Annotated in this window: 18 protein-coding genes; 4 read left to right on the top strand and 14 right to left on the bottom strand. The window is 53.6% G+C overall.

Annotated features, from left to right (window positions below; genetic code table 11):
* Positions 1 to 22: 22 nt before the first annotated feature.
* The 13 genes from purF to leuC form a co-directional block, all read right to left on the bottom strand.
* The gene (purF, locus tag MT343_RS08800; protein WP_145468874.1) at positions 23 to 1,543 is read right to left on the bottom strand and encodes an amidophosphoribosyltransferase; all 1,521 of its coding nucleotides are present in this window, start codon (positions 1,541 to 1,543) and stop codon (positions 23 to 25) included.
* Between the two features lie 29 nt (positions 1,544 to 1,572).
* On the bottom strand, positions 1,573 to 2,067 hold the full coding sequence (locus tag MT343_RS08795) for a CvpA family protein (RefSeq protein WP_145468875.1): 495 nt from the start codon (positions 2,065 to 2,067) through the stop codon (positions 1,573 to 1,575).
* 145 nt (positions 2,068 to 2,212) lie between these two features.
* Entirely contained in the window at positions 2,213 to 2,767 is a 555-nt protein-coding gene (locus tag MT343_RS08790; RefSeq protein WP_145468876.1) for an SPOR domain-containing protein, read from the bottom strand.
* The gene (locus MT343_RS08785; RefSeq protein WP_145468877.1) at positions 2,752 to 4,038 is read right to left on the bottom strand and encodes a bifunctional folylpolyglutamate synthase/dihydrofolate synthase; all 1,287 of its coding nucleotides are present in this window, start codon (positions 4,036 to 4,038) and stop codon (positions 2,752 to 2,754) included. The genes MT343_RS08790 and MT343_RS08785 overlap by 16 nt, the downstream gene beginning before the upstream one ends.
* Before the next feature lie 4 nt (positions 4,039 to 4,042).
* Positions 4,043 to 4,846 carry a tryptophan synthase subunit alpha gene (gene trpA, locus MT343_RS08780; RefSeq protein WP_145468878.1) on the bottom strand — a complete coding sequence of 268 codons (804 nt, stop codon included), beginning with the start codon at positions 4,844 to 4,846 and terminating at the stop codon, positions 4,043 to 4,045.
* Positions 4,847 to 5,065: 219 nt separating this feature from the next.
* A complete protein-coding gene (gene trpB / locus MT343_RS08775) occupies positions 5,066 to 6,292 on the bottom strand; it encodes a tryptophan synthase subunit beta (RefSeq protein ID WP_145468879.1) in 1,227 nt (408 codons plus the stop codon).
* Positions 6,258 to 6,905 (bottom strand): phosphoribosylanthranilate isomerase, encoded by a 648-nt coding sequence (locus MT343_RS08770; protein ID WP_145468880.1) that lies wholly within the window; start codon positions 6,903 to 6,905, stop codon positions 6,258 to 6,260. Before MT343_RS08770 ends, trpB begins: the two co-directional genes overlap by 35 nt.
* 92 nt (positions 6,906 to 6,997) lie before the next feature.
* Entirely contained in the window at positions 6,998 to 7,828 is an 831-nt protein-coding gene (truA, locus tag MT343_RS08765) for a tRNA pseudouridine(38-40) synthase TruA (protein WP_145468881.1), read from the bottom strand.
* Positions 7,829 to 7,840: 12 nt separating this feature from the next.
* Positions 7,841 to 10,996, bottom strand: coding sequence for a FimV/HubP family polar landmark protein (locus MT343_RS08760; RefSeq protein WP_145468882.1), 3,156 nt, complete (start codon positions 10,994 to 10,996; stop codon positions 7,841 to 7,843).
* Between the two features lie 255 nt (positions 10,997 to 11,251).
* On the bottom strand, positions 11,252 to 12,376 hold the full coding sequence (gene asd, locus MT343_RS08755) for an aspartate-semialdehyde dehydrogenase (RefSeq protein WP_145468883.1): 1,125 nt from the start codon (positions 12,374 to 12,376) through the stop codon (positions 11,252 to 11,254).
* 2 nt (positions 12,377 to 12,378) lie between these two features.
* The gene (gene leuB / locus MT343_RS08750; RefSeq protein ID WP_145468884.1) at positions 12,379 to 13,464 is read right to left on the bottom strand and encodes a 3-isopropylmalate dehydrogenase; all 1,086 of its coding nucleotides are present in this window, start codon (positions 13,462 to 13,464) and stop codon (positions 12,379 to 12,381) included.
* A gap of 60 nt (positions 13,465 to 13,524) precedes the next feature.
* Positions 13,525 to 14,166 (bottom strand): 3-isopropylmalate dehydratase small subunit, encoded by a 642-nt coding sequence (gene leuD, locus MT343_RS08745; protein WP_145468885.1) that lies wholly within the window; start codon positions 14,164 to 14,166, stop codon positions 13,525 to 13,527.
* A gap of 11 nt (positions 14,167 to 14,177) precedes the next feature.
* The gene (leuC, locus tag MT343_RS08740) at positions 14,178 to 15,596 is read right to left on the bottom strand and encodes a 3-isopropylmalate dehydratase large subunit (RefSeq protein ID WP_145468886.1); all 1,419 of its coding nucleotides are present in this window, start codon (positions 15,594 to 15,596) and stop codon (positions 14,178 to 14,180) included.
* Between the two features lie 136 nt (positions 15,597 to 15,732).
* On the opposite strand from leuC, the gene MT343_RS08735 reads away from it, so the two are divergent.
* From MT343_RS08735 to MT343_RS08720, 4 genes are read left to right on the top strand one after another with little or no spacing between them, the layout of a single operon-like run.
* Positions 15,733 to 16,674, top strand: coding sequence for a LysR family transcriptional regulator (locus MT343_RS08735; protein ID WP_145468887.1), 942 nt, complete (start codon positions 15,733 to 15,735; stop codon positions 16,672 to 16,674).
* Positions 16,675 to 16,720: 46 nt separating this feature from the next.
* Positions 16,721 to 17,644, top strand: a complete 924-nt coding sequence (uspE, locus tag MT343_RS08730; protein WP_145468888.1) for a universal stress protein UspE — start codon at positions 16,721 to 16,723, stop codon at positions 17,642 to 17,644.
* Positions 17,645 to 17,654: 10 nt separating this feature from the next.
* Positions 17,655 to 18,608: a bifunctional enoyl-CoA hydratase/phosphate acetyltransferase gene (locus MT343_RS08725; RefSeq protein WP_145468889.1), complete on the top strand. Its 954-nt coding sequence runs from the start codon at positions 17,655 to 17,657 to the stop codon at positions 18,606 to 18,608.
* A 42-nt stretch (positions 18,609 to 18,650) separates the two neighbouring features.
* Positions 18,651 to 19,112: a flavodoxin family protein gene (locus MT343_RS08720; RefSeq protein WP_145468890.1), complete on the top strand. Its 462-nt coding sequence runs from the start codon at positions 18,651 to 18,653 to the stop codon at positions 19,110 to 19,112.
* Between the two features lie 7 nt (positions 19,113 to 19,119).
* Here MT343_RS08720 and MT343_RS08715 read toward each other — a convergent pair whose 3' ends face one another.
* Positions 19,120 to 21,408 (bottom strand): bifunctional diguanylate cyclase/phosphodiesterase, encoded by a 2,289-nt coding sequence (locus MT343_RS08715; protein WP_145468891.1) that lies wholly within the window; start codon positions 21,406 to 21,408, stop codon positions 19,120 to 19,122.
* Positions 21,409 to 21,654 lie beyond the last annotated feature (246 nt).

Genomic DNA, 21,654 nt, shown 5'->3' with positions numbered 1-21,654 from the left:
ACCTGTTTCCCGGAATTCAGCTTCAGGACTCTGCTTCGTTGTGCAGATCAATGGCAACATTTTCTACCGCTGCACGCTTGCCTTTGCTGGCATCGTTACGCAACTGTGACAGACGATCAAAGTAGGCTTCGTTGATATCGCCGGTCACATATTCGCCGGTAAAGACCGAACAATCGAATGAACGGGCTTCGGTTTTACTGCCTTCCAGACAGGCGCTGATCAGATCATCAAGATCCTGATACACCAGCCAGTCGGCGCCGATTTCTTTGGCAATTTCATCGGTGCTGCGGCCATGGGCAATAAATTCTTCTTTCGCCGGCATGTCGATACCGTAAACGTTCGGGTAACGCACAGCAGGTGCCGCCGAGGCGAAGTACACTTTATTGGCACCCGCTTCACGTGCCATTTCAATAATCTGTTCGCAGGTGGTACCGCGCACAATAGAATCGTCAACCAGCAGAACGTTTTTACCGCGGAATTCCAGATCCAGCGCGTTCAGTTTTTGCTTAACCGATTTTTTACGCTGCTGCTGACCCGGCATAATAAAGGTGCGGCCGATGTAACGGTTTTTCATAAAACCTTCGCGATATTTCACGCCCAGTTTATTCGCCAGCTCCAGTGCCGAAGAACGGCTGGTATCCGGAATCGGAATAACCACATCGATATCATGCTCCGGATACTCGCGCATGATTTTTTCCGCCAGTTTTTCACCCATACGCAAACGCGCTTTATACACGGCAATACCATCGATGATGGAGTCCGGACGGGCAAAATAAACGTGTTCAAAAATACAGGGCGTCAGCGAGGTATTTTCTGCACATTGCTGGGTAAACAGTTCGCCTTCTTCGGTAATAACAATGGCTTCACCCGGAGCAATATCGCGCTCAAGTTTAAAGCCCAGCGCATCCAGTGCTACCGATTCAGAAGCCACCATGTATTCCGGCCCCTGAGCGGTATCGCGGCGACCAAAGATCGCAGGGCGGATACCATTCGGATCACGGAAAGCCACAATGCCGTAACCGCTGATCATGGCGACGACAGCATAGCCACCACGGATACGGCGATGAACATTTTTCACTGCTTTGAAAATCACTTCCGGCGATGGCTGCAGCTGTTTCTGCTCCTGCAGTTCATGGGCAAAAATATTAAGCAATACTTCCGAGTCGGAGGTGGTGTTGATATGTCGCAGATCTTCGCGATAAATATCATCCGCCAGCTGTTCGGTATTGGTCAGGTTGCCGTTATGCGCCAGGGTGATACCGTACGGTGAGTTCACATAAAACGGCTGAGCTTCCGCTGAGCTTGAGCTGCCGGCGGTCGGGTAACGCACATGGCCGATCCCCATATTACCGGTCAGACGCTGCATGTGACGGGTACGGAACACGTCGCTGACCAGACCGTTATCCTTACGCAGAAACAGCTTATTTTCAAAGCTGGTAACAATACCGGCAGCGTCCTGGCCGCGATGCTGCAACACCGTCAGGGCATCATAGATGGCCTGATTAACATGGGTTTTGGCAACGATCCCCACAATTCCGCACATGCGCGTATAACCTCAGCAGAAACTAAAAACTAATTGGTAAGAGACATCACCTGATCGGCAGCGCCCGGCAGCGTTTTACGTGCCCAGTCAGCCAGCGTGGTCAGATGAGGGATAAAGGTTGAGTCCTGCCACCAGGCATCCTGGGGCACTAACGTAAACTGCAGGCCGTAGACGATGGCAACCAGCACCACAAGGCCACGGATCAGGCCGAACACCATACCGAACACCCGGTCGGTACCGCCCAGGCCGGTCATACGCACCATTTCGACCAGCAGGTGATTTACCATGGCGCCGATGGTGACCGTACCGGCAAATAAAATAACAAAGGCAAGGATCCAGCGTACCGAATTGGTTTCCACCACTCCGTCCAACAGAGTCGCGAGGTTGCCGCTGAACAGACGGGCAATGATAAACGCTGCTATCCAGCTGGCCAGAGACAGAGCTTCTTTGACGAAGCCACGTTTCAGACTGATCAGACTCGATACCGCCAGTACGGCCAGTATCACCCAATCAATTACCGCCATTGATCGCCCCGGAGCTGGAAATTGGAAAGCGCGCAGTATACCAAAGCGGCCCGCTTAGGAAAGCAGTACTTGGCCTGAGGCAGCGAAGTTACATGCTTTCCGGATTCGCCGGTCAGAGATAAAACCGGCCGGAAGAATGGCCGGCTCAGGATTCGGCACGGTAACGTTTGATATGAATATCCTGCTGCTTCAGCTCTTTGCGCAGCTGTTTCTGCAAAGCCTCAATCTGGCTGCGCTGCAGCTCCGGCCCAACGTAAACGCGGGTCAGCTTATCGCTGGTAAATTCCTGGGTGTACGCCTTGTAACCTTTGGCACGCAGCTGATCACGCAGAGCAAAGGCATTTTTCTGTTCCGAGAAAGCCCCCAGCTGCAGCGTCCAGGCATAGGGCAACTGGTTGCTGTCAAGCTCGGTACGATCACTTTGCCCACGCGGAGGGGCCGGGTCGTTCTGTTCAACCACGTCCGTGTCCGGCACTGCAATCTGTGCGGCGGCTTCGCCAGAAGCCAGCTGCTCCAGCTCAATACGGACCCGGCGTTCATCTTCAACACGGGACCATTCCGGCATATCCGGCATCGGCGGAATATCGCTCTGCAAGGCCAGCTGACTGCGCGAACCATCCAGTACAATTGGCAAAGCAATGGCCACCGCGATCACCGTAACAAAGGCACCGAGAATGCGTTTTTTCAGATGTTGTTCCATTGCCCCTTCCCTTCTGCCTCCTGTTGCTGCATCCACTCCAGCGCGGCCTCTACCGTATAAAAAGAGCCACACACCAGCCAGTGACCACTGGCCGGCAGCGCATCCAGAGCCGCAGCGACCGATTCAAAACAGTAAGCTGCCTTAGCCGTTAATGCCTGCGCACGTTCCAGCAACTGTTCCGAACTCAGCGCCCGAGGCCCTTCGAGTCCGGCCAGATACCAGTGTTCACTGAGCGGCAATGCTTGGATTACCTCATTAACTGGCTTGTCAGCTAGCATCCCCAGCACAATGCCATCCACCTGTTGCAACTGAGCACCGATATAGGCCGCGGCCTGCTCATTATGCGCGACATCCAGTGTCAGCTGCAGACGCTGCTCCGCCTTCTCGCGCACATAATGCTGCAAACGACCGGCAACCTGTAACGAGCCAACCACACGGGCCACGACAGTTTGCTCCGGAAGTCGCCCCAGCACCGCCAGAGCCTGCACCGCAGTCGCTACATTATGATAAGGAATATGCGCCCCCGGCAGCTGCCAGGAATGCAACTCACCATTCTGCACAAAACGCAGCTCTAATCCTTGCTCAGAGCGCCCGATAAAGAAATCTTCATCACGGCACAGCCACTGTGCACCAATAGCATCAGCGGTTTCTTTCGCCGTTGCCGGCGGCTGTGGCTGACCACATACCAGTGTTCGCCCGGGCCGGGCAATGGAGACTTTTTCGTAAGCGATCTGCTCCAGCGTATCGCCCAGCCACGCCTGATGATCGAGGCCAACACTGGTGACCACGGAAATATCAGGGTCAACAATATTGACCGCATCCAGACGCCCGCCCAGACCGATTTCCAGCACACAGGCATCCACATGCTGTTGCTGAAACCAGTTGAGCGCAGCCAGGGTACCAAACTCAAAATACGTCAGACTGCTATCACCACGCTCCGCCTCAACCGCACGGAAACTGGCACAGAGTTCATGATCAGAGGCTTCCACACCATTCAGCACAACCCGCTCGTTATAACGGCGGATATGCGGCGATGAATAAACCCCGACATTCAGTCCCTGCTCGCGCAGTAAAGCGGCCAGCAATGCCGAGGTCGTGCCCTTACCATTGGTGCCGCCAACCAGAATCACCAGCGGCGCCGGGCGCAGACAGCCAAGCCGCTCGCCCACCGCCTTCACCCGCGCAAGACCCAGATCGATCTCGCTCGGGTGCATGGATTCCAGTCGCTGCAACCACTGCTCAAGGCCGGCGGTCTGAACATCAAAGCTCATGCGTTCAGGCATCCAGCGCTGTGCGCATGCTGCCAACCAGAGCAGATACCGCATCCTGCGCCGCTTTGGCGTTATCAGCGTTAGCCGCAATCAGGTTAACGATGGCAGAGCCCACAATCACCCCATCACAAACCTTACTGACGGCCGCTGCGGTTTCGCCGGTATTGATACCGAAACCCACACCAACCGGAATAGAAACATGCTTGCGGATACGCTCCAGATTGCGCGCAACATCATCAACATCCAGCGCTTTGGAACCGGTTACGCCTTTCAGCGATACGTAATAGACATAGCCGCTGCCGGCATGGCCGATACGCTCAATACGCTCGTCTTTGGTGGTCGGCGCGATCAGGTAGATCATGTCGAGATCGCGGGATTTGAAGAACCCTTCAACATCCACCGCTTCTTCCGGCGGCAGATCAACCATCAACACGCCATCAACACCGGCTTCAACCGCAGCGGCGGCAAAGGTTTCGTAGCCCATGCGCTCAACCGGATTCAGGTAGCCCATCAGCACGATGGGCGTGTTGCTGTTGGTTGTACGGAATTCCGCCACCATCGCCAGCACATCGTGCAGTGAGGTGTTGTGCGCCAGCGCACGCTCACAGGCCAGCTGAATGGTCGGGCCATCCGCCATCGGATCGGAAAACGGCACGCCCAGCTCAATGATATCGGCACCGGCGTTAACCAGTGCGTGCATCATAGGTACGGTCGCGTCTTTCTGTGGGTCGCCAGCGGTAATGTAGGGAATCAGCGCTTTTTTACCCTGAGCTTCCAGGCTGGCAAATGCATTTTTAATACGGGACATCTCAGTCTCCTGAATTCTGTTTAACCTCAACGGACATCTCCGCTGAGCGATAAAATTGTTTTTGCTTGGTCTTCCGGCTACACCCCAGAGGCATGGGGCGTTATGAGCGATGAAGATACAAGGCAAGAAACAGCGAAAGAGCGGAGTGTAGATCTCCTACATGAGCATCTTGAGCTGTTTCTTAACGCCGTAGCTTCGGGCGCAATAGCACCGAACGGCTTAAGCGGTGACTCCATCCAGCGTGGCAATGGTATGAATATCCTTGTCACCACGACCGGAGAGGTTCACAACAATCACCTGATCCGGCTTCATAGTTGCCGCCAGCTTCATCGCATAAGCCACCGCATGGGAAGACTCCAGCGCCGGCATAATACCTTCCAGCTGGGTCAGCTTATGGAAGGCATCCAGCGCTTCATCATCGGTTGCCGCTACATACTGGGCGCGACCAACATCTTTCAACCAGCTGTGCTCAGGACCCACGCCCGGATAATCCAGACCTGCGGAAATGGAATGCGTACCCATAATCTGGCCATTCTCATCTTCCATCAGATAAGTACGGTTACCATGCAGCACACCCGGACGGCCTTTACTCAGCGGCGCAGCGTGATCGTCGCCGTCCAGCCCCAGACCGCCGGCTTCAACACCGTACATAGCCACTTCGGGATGTTTGATGTAAGGGTGGAACAGACCGATCGCATTGGAACCACCGCCAACGCAGGCAACCAGCGCATCCGGCTGGCGGCCGAACTGCTCAACACTCTGACGCTGTACTTCGCGGCCGATCACACTCTGGAAATCACGCACCAGCATCGGGTACGGGTGCGGCCCCGCCGCGGTACCGATGATGTAGAAAGTATCATCGACGTTGGTTACCCAGTGGCGCATGGCTTCGTTCATGGCGTCTTTCAGGGTTTTGGTGCCGGATTCAACCGCTTCCACTTCGGCGCCTAAAAGCTTCATCCGGTATACATTCAGCTTTTGTCGCTCAACGTCAGTCGAGCCCATAAAGACTTTGCACTCAAGACCAAAACGCGCGGCAACCGTCGCGGACGCCACACCGTGCTGACCGGCACCGGTCTCGGCAATGATTTTCTTTTTGCCCATAAACTTGGCCAGCAATGCCTGACCAATGGTGTTGTTGATCTTGTGCGCACCGGTGTGGTTCAGGTCTTCACGCTTCAGATAAATCTGCGCACCACCACAATGGGCGGTCAGTCGCTCGGCCAGATACAGCGGCGACGGACGGCCGACATAATGGGCCAGGTCTTTATCGAAAGCGGCCTGAAAATCGGCATCGTCACGCAGTTTTTTGTAGGTTGTTTCCAACTCATCAAGCGCAGCGCTCAGGGTTTCAGAAACAAAGCGGCCGCCATGAATACCAAAATGGCCACGCGCATCAGGCAGGTCGAGATCAAAAGGATTGTTGGTCGACACAGTACACCTCATTAACAAATGCTGTCATTTTGCCGTGATCTTTCACACCCTTGGCCGCTTCAACCCCGCCACTGACATCCACAGCAAAGGGAGCCACCTGGCGGATCGCAAGGCCTACGTTTTCGGGGGTCAGACCACCGGCAAGAATAATTGGTTTGGTTTGCTGATCAGGTACCAGCGCCCAATCGAAGGTTTCGCCGGTACCGCCGGGAACACCCGGCTTATAGCTGTCTAGCAGAATTGCCAGTGCGCCTGGGAAGCGCAGGCACGCCTCCACCACATCCGACGCTTGCCGGACACGGAGGGCTTTGATGTAGGGACGATTGAATTGACTGCAGAAGTCATGTTCTTCATCACCGTGGAATTGAAGTAGGTCGATTCTAACGCTATCCAGAATCTTTTGCACCTCAACAGCATCCGGATTGACAAATAACGCCGTCACAGTAACAAAAGCCGGAACCGCTGCCACCACCGCCTGCGCCATGGCGATATCGACCGCGCGCGGGCTGGGCGCATAAAAAACCAGACCAACGGCGTCAGCCCCTGCTGCAACAGCGGCAGCGGCATCTTCGGCACGGGTCAGACCACAGATTTTAATTCGGGTGCGGCGATAGAAGGCAGACATAACAACTTCCGGACGATAAAGCCGGCATGATAGCAAGGCAGGCGCTGACATTCACCACGCCAGCACTGCCCAGCAAGAGGATCAGGTGCGATTCAGACCAGGTTCAGAACCGGCTCAAGCAGCGCCGGACCATAAGGCTTACAGGGAATATCAAACTGTTCCGGATAATCCACACCGACAAAGTACAACCCTTCTCCGGGCGCGGTCACCCCGGCCTGCTTACGGTCGCGGGTAACCAGCACTTCAGCCATCCACTCCACCGGCTTGTGCCCCTCCCCGATTGGCAGCAGGACACCGACAATATTACGCACCATATGATAAAGGAACGCACTGGACTCAAGCTCCAGCATGATGATATTGCCCCAGCGTTTCACCTGAATATGATGCATGGTTTTGACCGGTGATTTCGCCTGACAATCTTTGGCACGGAAGGCCGAGAAGTCGTGCTCACCAATCAATGCCTGCGCCGCTTCGTGCATACGTCCCGCATCCAGCGGGTAACGCCACCAGGTCAGCTGATCGTGCTGCAGCGCCTGCTTGGTCGGAGAATTATTGATCAGGTAGCGATAACGGCGGGCGCGGGCTTTAAAACGTGCGTGAAATTCTCCATCAACTGGAGACACCCACTGCAATGCAACACCGTCCGGCAGATTGGTATTAACCCCCATCAGCCAGCTGTATTCCGTACGCACTGCATGACTGTCGAAATGAATTACCTGACGGGTTGCATGCACACCGGCATCGGTACGCCCCGCACAGACAATCTCAACCGGGTGGTTAGCAACTTTCGAAATGGCCGCTTCGAGAGCGGCCTGAATGGTGGGTTCGTTGTGGTGTTTTTGCTTCTGCCAACCGTGGAAACGGGCACCGTTATATTCCACGATGGCAGCGTAACGCTGCACACCGGAGGTAAAACCAGACATTAAAAGACTCTATCAGGCCAGATTATCCATCAGACTGCGGGCATCCGCCTTCTGCTGATCCGAGCCTTCCTGAACCACTTCCTGCAGCAGTTCACGGGCACCATCAAAGTCTTCCATGTCAATATAAGCGCGGGCCAGATCCAGCTTGGTTGCACACTCATCGGTGCCGGCCAGGAAGTCGAATTCATCATCCGCAGCCGCCAGCTCATCCAGATCGATGTCACCATCGACACTGATATCGAGATTATCCGGGATACTTGGATCAACACGCTCGTCCTGCGCATCCAGCTGATCATCCACAACCGGGACATCATCAGCATCAAATCCGTCCAGCTCCGAATCCAGCTCAGCCAGATCAGCAGAGAAATCCATCGCTTCTTCAGGCTCTGCGGTTTCGGCCGCCAGAGCATTCAGCTCGTCATCGGAGTCACTGGTATCGAATGAGAAATCATCCTCATCAGCTTCCGCGACAGGAGCAGCTGTCATCTCACCCAGCTCCTGCTCCAGAGCTTTCAGATCATCATCACCATCAGCCTGGGCAAAGCCGGTATTCTCTTCCATATCGAAGGAAAGATCGGACAACTCACCAGAACCTGCAGCATCACCATCCAGCAGGCTTTCCAGATCGGAAAGGTCTGAATCAGCAGCCACCGGAACAGAATCATCACTATCAAAATCAAGAGCAAAATCGTCTTCAGTACTGTCTTGCGCAACCGCCGCAGGTTCTGCAGCATCATCCGCCGACAACGAGCCAAGATCGAACTCTAACGAGTCACTCTCATTATCTGCAGCAACAGAAGCCACTTCAGGTTCATCTGCAGCAGGTGTTTCTGCATCGAAATCACCAAGATCAAACTCAAGACTATCGTCTGCGGCAGCAGGCTCAGCAGCGATATCGAAATCGTCCTCGCCTTCAGCTGACTCCGCTTCCAGTTCAGACACGGATTCGTCCAGGTCAAATTCGAGCCCATCATCCAGATCCAGCGTAGGAACTTCTTCCAGACCTGATTCAGCTTCGCCAAGATCCAGGACCGCATCGGCATTGTCTTCCGGCATATTCTCGGAAAGATCCAGTGCATCACCAAAATCAAGGGCATCAGCGAAGTCATCACCCATAGAATCATCCAGGGCCGGAATATCATCATCCAGAGACAAACCTGAATCAGCAGCTGCACCTGCAGCCAGCGCGCTGACAGCAGCAGCCGGTGCAATTGGCGAAGACAGACGATTGCGCAACTGTTCAGCCTGCTGAGATGCCGCACGGTCGCCCAACTGGTTCAGGCCAGCTTCAGCAACAGCAAAAGCTTCCGCCTCATCCATTTCGACATAGACTTCCAGCAATTTCAGACGCAGGTCAGAACGGCTCGGTTCTTTTTCGATAGCATCAGACAGCAGATCAACCGCCTGCTCAAACTTGCCGTAGGCAATATAGATATCGGATTCGCTGATGACATCTTCAGTCTGAGCAACCGTTTCAAAATGATCGTCGTGGTGCTGGGCATCATCCAGATCATCACCCAGATCGATATCTGCGTGGTCTGCATCCAGATCAACATCCCCGGCAGCCAGTTCATCATCATCGAAATCGAAATCGTCGAGGCTTGATGGATCAGCATCCACATCGGCAAACGCCAGCTCTTCATCAGTAAATTCTTCTTCCTGCTTCGCAGCCTTACGCTGTTTCAGAGTACGGGCAATCAGCAGACCAAGCAGAACCAGCACACCAAAACCGGCCAGCGGATACTGCGGATTACTGAGCATCTGATCCAGTAAGGTTGGCTGCGGACGCTGCTGTTCTTCCTGCTGTGCCAGCATGGCCGCAATACGTTCACGGCGAGCTTTCTCTTCTGCAGCTTTCGCAGCCACATCGGCTTCAGATACAGCCTCAGCTCCGTCAGCCACAGCAGCACTGTCGGCAGGCTGGGAATAGTTGAAATCAACAGACTCACCGGCAGGCGCCGCTTCCGGCTCTGCAGCCGGAGCCGTTTCCGCCACTTCAGCAACCGGCTCAGCTACAACGGTTTCCGCCTGCTCAGCAACAGCTTCTGCCGCCTGCTCTGCTCCGCCGACCTGCATGGTTGCCAGTTGATCGTCTTTCAGTGAAATCAGACGCTGCAGGGTATTGATCTGCTCTTCCAGAGACTCCAGGCGCTCACGCAATTCCTGATTCTCACGGCGGCTTTTATCAACATTTTCCAGCGCAATGGCGAGATCATTTTCCAGTGCCTGCTGACGGCCACTGCCCGCGCCCTGACCAGCGTCACCACTGGCTCCAGCCGATTCAGCATTGTCACTCTGAGCCGACAACAGACGGACTTCGCCACCGTCTTTTGCTGTTGCTGCTGCCAGTGCAGTACCCGCGCGACCTGTCGCATCAATCTGCGCAGCACCGGTATTCAGTGCACGATTCTGACGATCGACTTCAGCAACGGCCTGACCGAAAGACACACGTTTGATAGATTCTGCATCCGGAATACGCAACACCTGATGCGTTTTCAGGCGGTTAATATTACCAGCGATAAAAGCATTCGGATTTTCATTCTGAATCGCCACCATCATCTGCTGCGGCGTTACGCCACTGGCAGGACGGGTTTCAAGAGCAATCTGCCATAAGGTGTCGTTTGGCTGAACTTTATACGTGCCAGGAGCGGCAGGTTCACTTTCCCAGCGATTCACTGCGACTGGCTGTGCCGGAGCAGCAATCGTTGTGGTTTCAGCAGGAGCACTGACAACAGAACTCTGACCTGCTGGAGTTGTTACCAGCGGCTGAATAGATTCTTCCTGGAAGGTTGGTGGATCCAGCAACAGGGTGTACTCGCGCAGTACACGACCCGATGGCCAGTTCAGCTCAACCAGAAAGTTAAGAAAAGGTTCGTTAACCGGCTCACGTGAGGTCAATACCACACGATCACCTTCAACTTTGAATGTGATTTTGGTCAGGAAATATAAACGGTCAACGCCTGCGCGTTCAAAGTCACTGGCTGATGCCAGAGCCGGTTTAATTTCCCATTGCGATAAGCCATCGGTTTCAACCAGCTCGATTTCTGCCTGCAGAGGCTGATTCAGTGCCGACTTGAGAGTCAGTTCTCCCAAACCCAACGCCAGTAGCTGAGATGAGGCCGTCAATCCTCCGACCAGCATTAAGGTGTTCGCAAGTAGGCGCTTCATTGGTGCTTCCTTGTTGTCATACGGCGATTATTCGCCCCGTATAGTATCGAAAAACAATTTCGTCGAGATATTCCTGACCCAGCTTACTTATAGATTCCGTTCATAAGCGGCATAAGTATCAAATATAAAACGGGATTACGCAATCTTTTGGCCTCTGGCACCAAAACAAATACGATAGGAAAGAACGAGTTAGGTCACACTTTAGAGAAAATAAATGAAAAAACGGGGCCAGAGCCCCGTTTTTAATCAGCCAAATCAGGCACTCTTCAACAGAATGCGCAACATTCTGCGAAGTGGCTCAGCCGCGCCCCACAGCAACTGATCACCCACAGTAAAGGCTGAAATATATTCAGGCCCCATGGTCAGCTTGCGGATACGACCAACCGGAATACTCAGCGTACCGGTCACTTTAGCTGGCGTGAGTTCCTGCATACTGGCTTCACGCTCGTTCGGAATAACCTTCACCCACTCATTATGAGCCGCCAGAATCTGTTCGATTTCAGCAACCGGCAAATCCTGCTTGAGCTTGATGGTAATTGCCTGGCTGTGGCAACGCATCGCACCCACACGAACGCATAAACCATCAACCGGAACAGGCGCAGCGGTTGTGCCCATAATTTTGTTGGCTTCAACCTGCGCCTTCCATTCTTCACGGCTCTGACCGGATTCCAGCTGTGAGTCGATGTACGGGATCAGACTGCCCGCCAGCGGCGCACCAAACTGAGCTTTCGGATATTCATCACTGCGAATGAATTCAGCAACCTGCTGATCGATTTCCAGAATGGCCGAAGCCGGGTTATCCAGCTTATCTTTCACATTAGCGTGAATGGCGCCCATCTGACTGATCAGCTCGCGCATATTCTGCGCACCGGCACCAGAAGCTGCCTGATAGGTCTGCGGAGCAACCCACTCCACCAGCCCTTTCTCAAACAGACCGCCCAACGCCAGCAGCATCAGACTGACGGTACAGTTACCGCCAACATAGGTCTTGATGCCGGTTTTGATACCATTTTCAATCACATTCAGGTTGACCGGATCGAGTACGATAATGGCGTCATCCGCCATACGCAGCGAAGAGGCTGCATCAATCCAGTAACCATCCCAACCCGCAGCACGCAGTTTCGGATAAACTTCCTTGGTGTAATCACCACCCTGACAGGTAATGATCACATCAAGAGTTTTTAACGTATCAATATCGAATGCGTCTTCCAGCAGACCGCAATCTTTTCCGCCAAATTGCGGCGCGGCCTGCCCTTTTTGCGAGGTGGTAAAAAACACCGGCTGAATCAGGTCAAAGTCACCTTCCTCCTGCATACGTTGCATCAGCACGGAACCCACCATGCCGCGCCAGCCTACCAAACCTACTTTTTGCAAAGCCATTTTTAAACCTCTTGCAGGGCAGCTACCACTGCCTCACCCATTTCTTTGGTACTTACTTTGGTCATGCCTGCGGAGAAAATATCACCGGTACGCAGACCTTTATCGAGTACTTTACTCACTGCCAGTTCAATAGCATCGGCCGCTTCAGCCTGATTCAGAGAATAACGCAGCATCATCGCCGCGGACAGAATCGTCGCCAGCGGGTTAGCGATTCCCTGACCAGCGATATCCGGAGCAGAACCATGACAAGGCTCATACATACCCTTGTTGTTCTTATCCAGAGACGCCGACGGCAACATGCCGATCGAACCCGTCAGCATCGCTGCCGCATCCGACAGAATATCACCAAACATGTTGCCGGTGACCATCACATCGAACTGTTTTGGTGCACGCACCAGCTGCATGGCTGCGTTATCAACGTACATATGTGACAGCTCGACATCCGGATAGTCTTTTGCCACTTCGTTCATAACTTCGCGCCACAGCACGGTTACTTCCAGCACGTTGGCTTTATCGACAGAGCACAGTTTTTTACCGCGTTTCTGCGCCGATTCAAACGCGACCTTAGCGATACGGCGGATTTCCGATTCGTTGTACACGTAGGTGTTGTAACCTTCGCGCTCACCGTTTTCCAGCGTGCGGATACCGCGTGGTTTACCGAAGTAAATACCACCGGTCAGTTCACGTACGATCAGAATATCCAGACCGGAAACCACTTCAGGCTTCAGCGAAGAGGCATCCGCCAGCTGCGGATACAGAATCGCCGGACGCAGGTTACCGAACAGTTCCAGACCCGAACGCAGGCCCAGCAAACCTTTTTCCGGACGCAGCTCACGGTCTTCAAGATTATCCCACTTAGGACCACCCACCGCCCCCAACAGAATCGCATCTGCGGCGCGGGCTTTATCCATGGTCACATCCGGCAGCGGCGTGCCGAACTCATCATAAGCGGCACCGCCCACCAGCGCGTGCTCCATATTCAGGCCCAGATCGAAGCGTTGATTAACAACGTCCAGCACCTTAACCGCTTCAGCAACAATTTCAGGACCAATGCCGTCGCCCGGCAAAATCAGAATATTTTTAGACATGTCATTTTCCAGAATCAGAAGCCGGGCACTTGCGCACCCGGCAGATAATCAATTTCAGTTTCAGGCGCCAAACAACCAGGGGGCCTGCTGACGACGGTTCTGCTCATAGGCACGGATATCATCCGCATCCTGCAGCGTCAGGCCAATATCATCCAGACCATTGAGCAGACAGTGTTTACGGAAGGCATCCACCTCGAACGGAATCTCTTCGCCATCCGGGGTAATCACTTTCTGCTGCGCCAGATCGATGGTCAGCTCGTAACCTTCACTCGCCGCGACAGCTTTGAATAAACGGTCGACCGTTGCGTCGTCAAGTACGATCGGCAACAGGCCATTTTTAAAGCTGTTATTGAAGAAAATATCGGCATAGCTCGGTGCAATAATCGCACGAAAACCGAAGTCTTCCAGCGCCCAGGGAGCGTGTTCACGACTGGAGCCACAACCAAAGTTTTCCCGTGCCAGCAGCACAGACGCGCCCTGATAACGCGGTTGGTTAAGCACGAAGTCCGGATTCAGCGGGCGACCGGAGTTATCCGCATCCGGCTGACCTTCGTCCAGATAGCGCAGCTCATCAAACAGATTAGGACCAAAGCCACTGCGTTTGATCGACTTCAGAAACTGCTTGGGAATGATCATATCGGTATCGATATTGGCACGATCCATCGGGGCAGCAATACCCTTGTGTACGGTAAATGGTTTCATCTTTGCTCCCCTTATAACTCACGCACATCAACAAAGTGACCGGCAATCGCGGCCGCCGCGGCCATCGCCGGACTCACCAGATGAGTACGGCCACCATAGCCCTGACGACCTTCGAAGTTACGGTTCGAAGTAGACGCACAATGCTCACCGCTGCCCAGCTTGTCGGCGTTCATTGCCAGACACATGGAGCAACCCGGCTCACGCCATTCAAAACCGGCTTCGATAAAGACTTTATCCAGACCTTCGGCTTCAGCCTGCGCCTTCACCAGACCAGACCCCGGAACCACCAGCGCCTGCTTCACACTGCCAGCCACTTTACGGCCTTTGGCCACATCGGCGGCGGCACGCAGATCTTCGATACGGGAGTTGGTGCAGGAACCGATAAAGACCCGGTCGAGTTTAATATCGGTGATTTTCTGACCCGGTGTCAGACCCATATACTGATACGCACGCTCAAAACCGGAGCGCTGAACCTCATCTGCAGCATCGTCCAGAGTCGGCACAGTACCGTCGATGGTGGTGACCATTTCCGGCGATGTCCCCCAGGTAACCTGTGGCTTGATATCTTCCGCACGGATTTCGACCACCTTGTCGAATACCGCATCCTCATCGGATACCAGATCTTTCCAGGCGGCCAGCGCCATCTCCCACTGCTCACCTTTCGGCGCGTAAGGACGACCCTTGACGTATTCAGCAGTAATGTCATCGAAGCCAACCATGCCCACACGGGCACCGGCTTCAATGGCCATGTTACACATGGTCATACGGGCTTCCATACTCAGTGAGCGGATCGCAGAACCACCGAACTCCATCGCCGTGCCATTACCACCAGCAGTACCGATCACACCAATGATGTGCAGTACAACGTCTTTACCGGTGATACCGGCACCCAGTTCACCGTCGACGCGGATCAGCAGGTTTTTCATTTTGCGCTGAATCAGACACTGGGTCGCCAGCACATGCTCAACTTCAGAGGTACCAATACCGTGCGCCAGTGCGGCAAAGGCACCGTGAGTCGCGGTATGGGAATCACCACAGACAACGGTCATGCCCGGCAGCGTCGCACCCTGCTCTGGCCCGACCACGTGCACGATGCCCTGACGCTTGTCGGCCATTTTGAATTCGGTGATGCCGAACTCATCGCAGTTTTCGTCCAGTGTTTTCACCTGAATACGGGAAACCGGGTCCTGAATACCGGCAATGCCGGATTCACGCTCAGCCGAGGTAGTCGGTACGTTATGATCAGGAGTCGCCAGGTTGGCGTCCAGGCGCCATGGCTTACGCCCGGCAATACGCAGGCCCTCAAACGCCTGTGGCGAGGTTACTTCATGCAGCAACTGACGGTCGATATAGATTAACGCGGTGCCGTCATCACGTTCTTTAACAACGTGCTGCTCCCACAATTTGTCATACAGGGTTTTCCCAGCCATCGGGATGTCCTCTCTCATCAGGGATGTTTTTGGTATTGCCTAAGGATACGCCTTCTGTTAAACAACTCAAATTCATATTATTTCTAGTTTGAATTCCAATCAGGAATTCGAACAAAGCCTACTGCGGACAAAGTTTATGGATACCCAGGCACTCAAAGCCTTTCTTGCCGTTGCAGAACAACGTTCGTTCTCGCTAGCCGCCGAACAGCTGCACCTGACCCAGTCAGCGGTCAGTAAACGTATCCAGCTACTGGAGCAGCAACTGGGTAATGCCCTGTTTGATCGCCATAACCGCACCATCAGCCTGACCGAAGCCGGTCATGCGCTGCAGCCCAAAGCCCGGCAGATTCTCGATCTGGTGGCCGACACCGAGCTGCGGCTGATGAATCTGGGCGGTGAAGTCAGTGGCGTATTATCCCTGGCGACCAGCCATCATATCGGCCTGCACCGCTTACCACCGGTACTCAGGGAGTTTGTCAGCCGCTACCCGGCCGCCCAGTTAAACCTGAGTTTTATGGGCTCGGAACGGGCCTACCAGGCGGTCAACCTGCGTCAGGTCGAGCTGGCCCTGACCACACTGGAAGCCAACAATGATCAGGTTCCGGAGGGTATTGAAGCCCTGCCGCTGTGGCAGGATGACATGGTATGTGTGTGTGCTCCCGGCCACCCGCTGGCAGCCATTGCACAGCTCAGCCTGCAGGATCTGGCACAGGCATCAGCAATTTTACCGGAGCCGGATACCATTACCTTCCAGCTGCTTGAGCGGGTGTTCCGTCAGGCCGGGCTTAATCTGCATGCACCCATGCCAACCAACTATCTGGAGACCATTAAAATGATGGTTTCTGTCGGCATGGGCTGGAGTCTGCTGCCGCACAGCATGCTCGACGAACAACTGGTACGGCTGCCCTGGCCTTCTGCACCGATCCAGCGCCAGCTTGGACTGATCCATCTGCGTCACCGCACCCTCAGTAACGCTGCCCGGGCTTTCATCGACATATTGTCACCTCCGGCAAATGACGAGCTGCAAACACAACACAATATGACCCAAAACAAGGCCGGTGTAAGCGCAAAGCGCTAGTGTTAGGGTATTCCTGTGCCGGACACATTATTTTAAGGAGAAAGTCATGCTGGATATCAATCACATCCTGGTCGTATTGGACAGCGAGCACCCGGAGCAAATTGCGCTTGATCGTGCGCTGTGGCTGGCACGGTCTCTGGAAGCGGACCTGACCCTGCTGACCAGTACTTACGAAGCTTACTGTGAAGATCATTCATCCCTTGATCAGGAAACCCGTACCCGGGTGAAGCAGGCCCTGCTGGACAAATCGGAAAAGTGGATCAACAGCTTCCTGCCTGAAGCTGAAAACAGCATTTCAATCAGTACCGAGGTGCACTGGCAAAAGCATCTGCACGATGCCGTCATCGAGTCCATGCGCCATAAAGATTTCGATCTGGTGATTAAAGGTACACAGCCGCACAACCTGCTTGACCGGATATTCACCCACACCGACTGGAATCTGCTACGCCACTGCCCTGCACCGGTGATGCTGGTAAAATCTGCCAAACCCTGGGCACAGAACCGCGTTCTGGCGTCCGTTGATGCGACCTCCGGCGATACCGGACACCAGATCATCAACGATAATATTCTGTCTTTTGCCGAGCACCTGTCCGATCATTTTGACACCGACCTGCACCTCGCCAACTCATACCCGCTGGTTGCAGTAGCCTTTGCCATGGTGCCCGAAGTTACCGCGCCGGATGACATCCAGAAGTACATTACTGAACAACACGAAGAAGCCTGTGCCGCGCTGGCGCGCAAATACAATATTCAGCCCGACCATGTGCATATTGGTGAAGGTGATGCTGACAGCGTTATCGCTGGCATTGCCAAAGACATCGATGCCGACGTCGTGGTCGTTGGCACCGTGGGGCGCGAAGGCATTGCCGGTGTATTAATCGGCAACACCGCTGAATTACTGGTCGATAAAGTAGCCTGTGATGTAATTGTCATAAAACCATCCGATGGTGTTAAGCCAGACGCAGACTAAGGACGTGACTATGACCGCTGATCTGATCAGGGAAGAAATATTAACGGCGACCGCCAACCATCCGCACATGCGCCGCTTATTTGAGCGGTCGCTGCTGCGCCCGGCACTGCCAACAGCGGTAGTACACCCGGTCACAGAGGACTCATTAAAAGGCGCCCTCGCGGCTCACCGCCTGGGCATGATGCAGGCCATTCTCGTCGGCCCGGAGCATAAAATCCGTGAGTGCGCAGCCCAGAATGATATCGACCTGTCTGATATTGATATCCGCGACACCGAACACAGCCATGAAGCTGCAGAAGTAGCCGTCAGCCTGGTGCGCAGCGGAGAAGTCCGCGCATTAATGAAGGGCAGCCTGTCGACCGACGAATTACTGGGTGCGGTATTACACAAAACCACGGGAATTCGCAGTGAGCGCCGTATCAGTCATGTGTATTATCTGGATGTGCCGTCTTACCCCAAAGCACTGTTTATCAGCGATGCGGCTATTAATATTCACCCTGATTTACGAGCCAAAAAAGACATTGTCTGCAATGCCATTCAGATGGCTCAGGCAATGGGCATCAGCCTGCCTAAGGTTGCGATTTTAAGTGCCGTCGAAAAAATCAATCCGGATATCCCCAGCACACTGGATGCTGCGGCACTGTGTAAAATGGCTGACCGCAAACAAATTGTCGGCGGGTTATTAGACGGCCCCCTGGCCTTCGATAATGCCATCAACCTTGAGGCTGCCAACAGCAAGGGCATTGACTCACCCGTTGCTGGCGATGCCGATATTTTAATTGCACCAGACCTGGAGTCCGGCAACATTCTGGCCAAGCAATTAATTTATTTAGGCAATGCTCAGGCAGCCGGAATATTAATGGGAGCACGTGTGCCTATTATGCTGACCAGCCGTGCAGAGAAAATGGCCGGCCGCCTTTTATCCTGTGCGCTGGCACAGGCAGCCGCCCTGCCATTGGTATAGCGCTATCGCTATACTGCCGGGCAACTCAACAGGTTTTATACGATGAAAACACTTTTGATTGTTGCCCACACACCATCCCCCAATACTGAGCGATTATTGCAGGCCTGCAAGACCGGCTTTAAATCAGCAGAAACTGAGAACAGCCAGTTAATCATAAGAACAGCTTTTAAAGCCAACGCGCCCGACACTCTGCAGGCCGACGCTGTTCTTCTGATAACGCCGGAAAATCTCGGCTATATGAGCGGCGCATTAAAGGATTATTTTGATCGTATTTATTATCCTTGTCTGGAAAAAACACAGGGGACACCCTGCGCAGCCATTATCCGCGCGGGGCATGATGGCACAGGAACAAAACGCGCACTGGAAAGTATCACTACCGGCCTGCGCTGGCGCTGGGTCCAGGAGCCACTGATTTTACGCGGTGACTGGCAGGAAGACTTTTTACAACAGTGTGAGGAGTTATGCGCCGCCATAGCCGCCGGGCTCGACAGCGGAATAATCTGAGGAGTTATTAGCGCAAAGCAAAAGCCTGAGGTTCTTCGCTGTAGTTATCCATAAAAGCAATAAAGTCACTGGCAGCCATCGGCTTGGAAATATAAAAACCCTGCAAGGTATCGCAATGCTGTTCCAGCAGAATCTGCCACTGACTGGCCGTCTCCACCCCTTCCGCAACGACCTCCAGATGTAATCGTTTCCCCATTGCGATAACCGCACTGGTCAGCGCACGGTCATGCAGATCGGTGGCAATCTGATCGACAAAAGAGCGGTCTATTTTAATTTCCGTGACCGGTAATTTATGGATATAGGACAGCGACGAATAACCGGTACCGAAATCATCAACCGACACACCGACACCCAGCGCACGCAACTGTGAAACCTGCTGAGCTGCCCGCTCAAAATCATTAAGGACGGCGGTTTCGGTTATTTCCAGCACTAATTGCTGTGGCGCCAGATCATAGCGCCGGATTAATTCAGTCACCTCAGTAATCATCGCAGGATCAAGCAGGTGCTCCGGAGATAAATTAATGGATATGCGCAATGGCCGGGAAAACTGCTGGGAAATCTGATGAATAAACGCACAGGCTTCTGCCATTACAAAGCGATCTATCTGGCGTACCGCCCCGATAGCTTCCGCGACAGGGATAAATTCAGCCGGACTGACATTGCCCAGAGATTTATTCTTCCAGCGTACCAGAGCCTCAGCACCGATTAATGCCCCGGTACGACAATCAACCTGAGGCTGGTAGTGCACCTGCATTTCGTTGCGCTGCCAGCAACCATCCAGCTGACGTTCCAGTTCTTTGCTGCGCCGGCTTAACGCAGCAATATCGTCAGAATAATGAACAATACAGTTACGCCCATCACCTTTCGCCTGATATAAAGCGGCATTGGCTTTACCCAGCAGATCATTAGGATCGATAGCATCCCGGGGGAAATTGGCCACGCCGATACTGGCAGAAACCGAAATAACCCGGTTATGAATTTCGAATTCCTCTTCCAGCGCGGCCTTGATCGCCTGCGTCAGAACATCCCGGCCACGGAAGCTCAGTTCATTACGGAATACAACCAAAAATTCATCGCCCCCCTGCCGTGCCAACCAGTCTCCCGGAGACAAAATACTCTGCAAACGCTGAGGAACCAGTTTTAACAATGCATCGCCGATGGCATGACCATGCTGATCATTAATGCGATTAAAATAATCGAGATCGATAATTAACAGAGAAAACGCGACTTCCGGATCGTCGAGCATGCTTTCTTTCATCAGATAAAGCAGACGCGCACGGTTCAATAACCCGGTCAACGGATCATGATGAGCCTGAAACAGAAGATTATGCTGATAAAGTTGCTGCTGACGAAGCACAATGCGGTGCACGCCAATACTGCCTAACAGCAAAGCAAGAAAAGCGAGCAGCGCAGGCTCAATACGGTCACGCCAGGCTTGCCAGAGCGAAGACTGCGGCCGCACCACAAGATTAAAAAGGTCATCCCCGATACGGGAATAATGGACACGATAGGTCAGACGACTGCGATCCTGCTTCCAGTCATGAACCAGCCAGCCTTCATCAGACTTCGAGTCTGTGATCTGTTGCATAAGCTCCTGCATGAATGCACGCCCGGCATGACTGTCATAAGCATTAAAGACCGGCACCGCATAACGCGGCACACCATCAGAACTGACGATAACAACCGATGTATCCGTTCCCAGATCGACTCCATCCCAACGAGCCAACCGGTCTTGCAGGCGAACAAGCCCTGTCAGTACGGCTAAAACCTCGCCGTGATAACTGTCGCGAACAGCATAAAACAGCGGCAACATCCATTCGCGACTGCTGTTTTGCCAGACTGGCGGGCCGGTAACAACATCTTCGGAATCCAGCGCTTTACGGAATAAACGGGAAGACTGCTGTTGCAGATTGGGCAGAGTTACAGGATTGGCGTGAGATTCGCGCGGCGTTGTGTACAGAACCATTTGACCATCACTGCGGGCCAAACCAAGACTGACGACACCAGGCATAAAAAAAGCGACTTTTTCCAGCGTATCGCGCCCGGCATCAGGTTGCTGCAGCGCATTCAGAGCCAGCAACTCCTGCCCCAGAAGATTAAAGGATTCACGTCGGGCGATCATAACGGAGCGTGCATTCTGCAGAGCAACACGATTAATGTGCGCAATTTCGTTGTCAAACACACTGCGGCTGACAAACCAGCTCTGCACGGCAAAAGTCAGCAACAACAACGTCAGAACAAAAATTGCCAGGGGTAAAACCCAGCCAGAGGCGCGGAAATTTAAGATATTCAGCAAAAGCTAACCCCACCCCTCAAGAACAATGATTTATTAAACAGACGATTCCCAGATAACCACAAAGGTTAGCAGGTGAAGTTACAACTCGACACATGCAAATGGTAACAATTGGCAACAGTTATAGATTCCTCTGTAGCCGGCAGATAAAAACCAGGAACGGATATCGCCGAGAGGAAGCCGCACGTAATAACGGCACAAGGACAGAACGAAGGAAACGGGCACAAACAGCGGGCAAAAAAAACCGGG

It is taken from the genome of Venatorbacter sp. C2-1, from assembly GCF_022832715.1.
GTDB lineage: Bacteria > Pseudomonadota > Gammaproteobacteria > Pseudomonadales > Oceanobacteraceae > Venatoribacter > Venatoribacter alkanivorans.
Note: the sequence above shows the minus strand (reverse complement) of the source record. Positions and strands in the feature narration are given on the sequence as shown.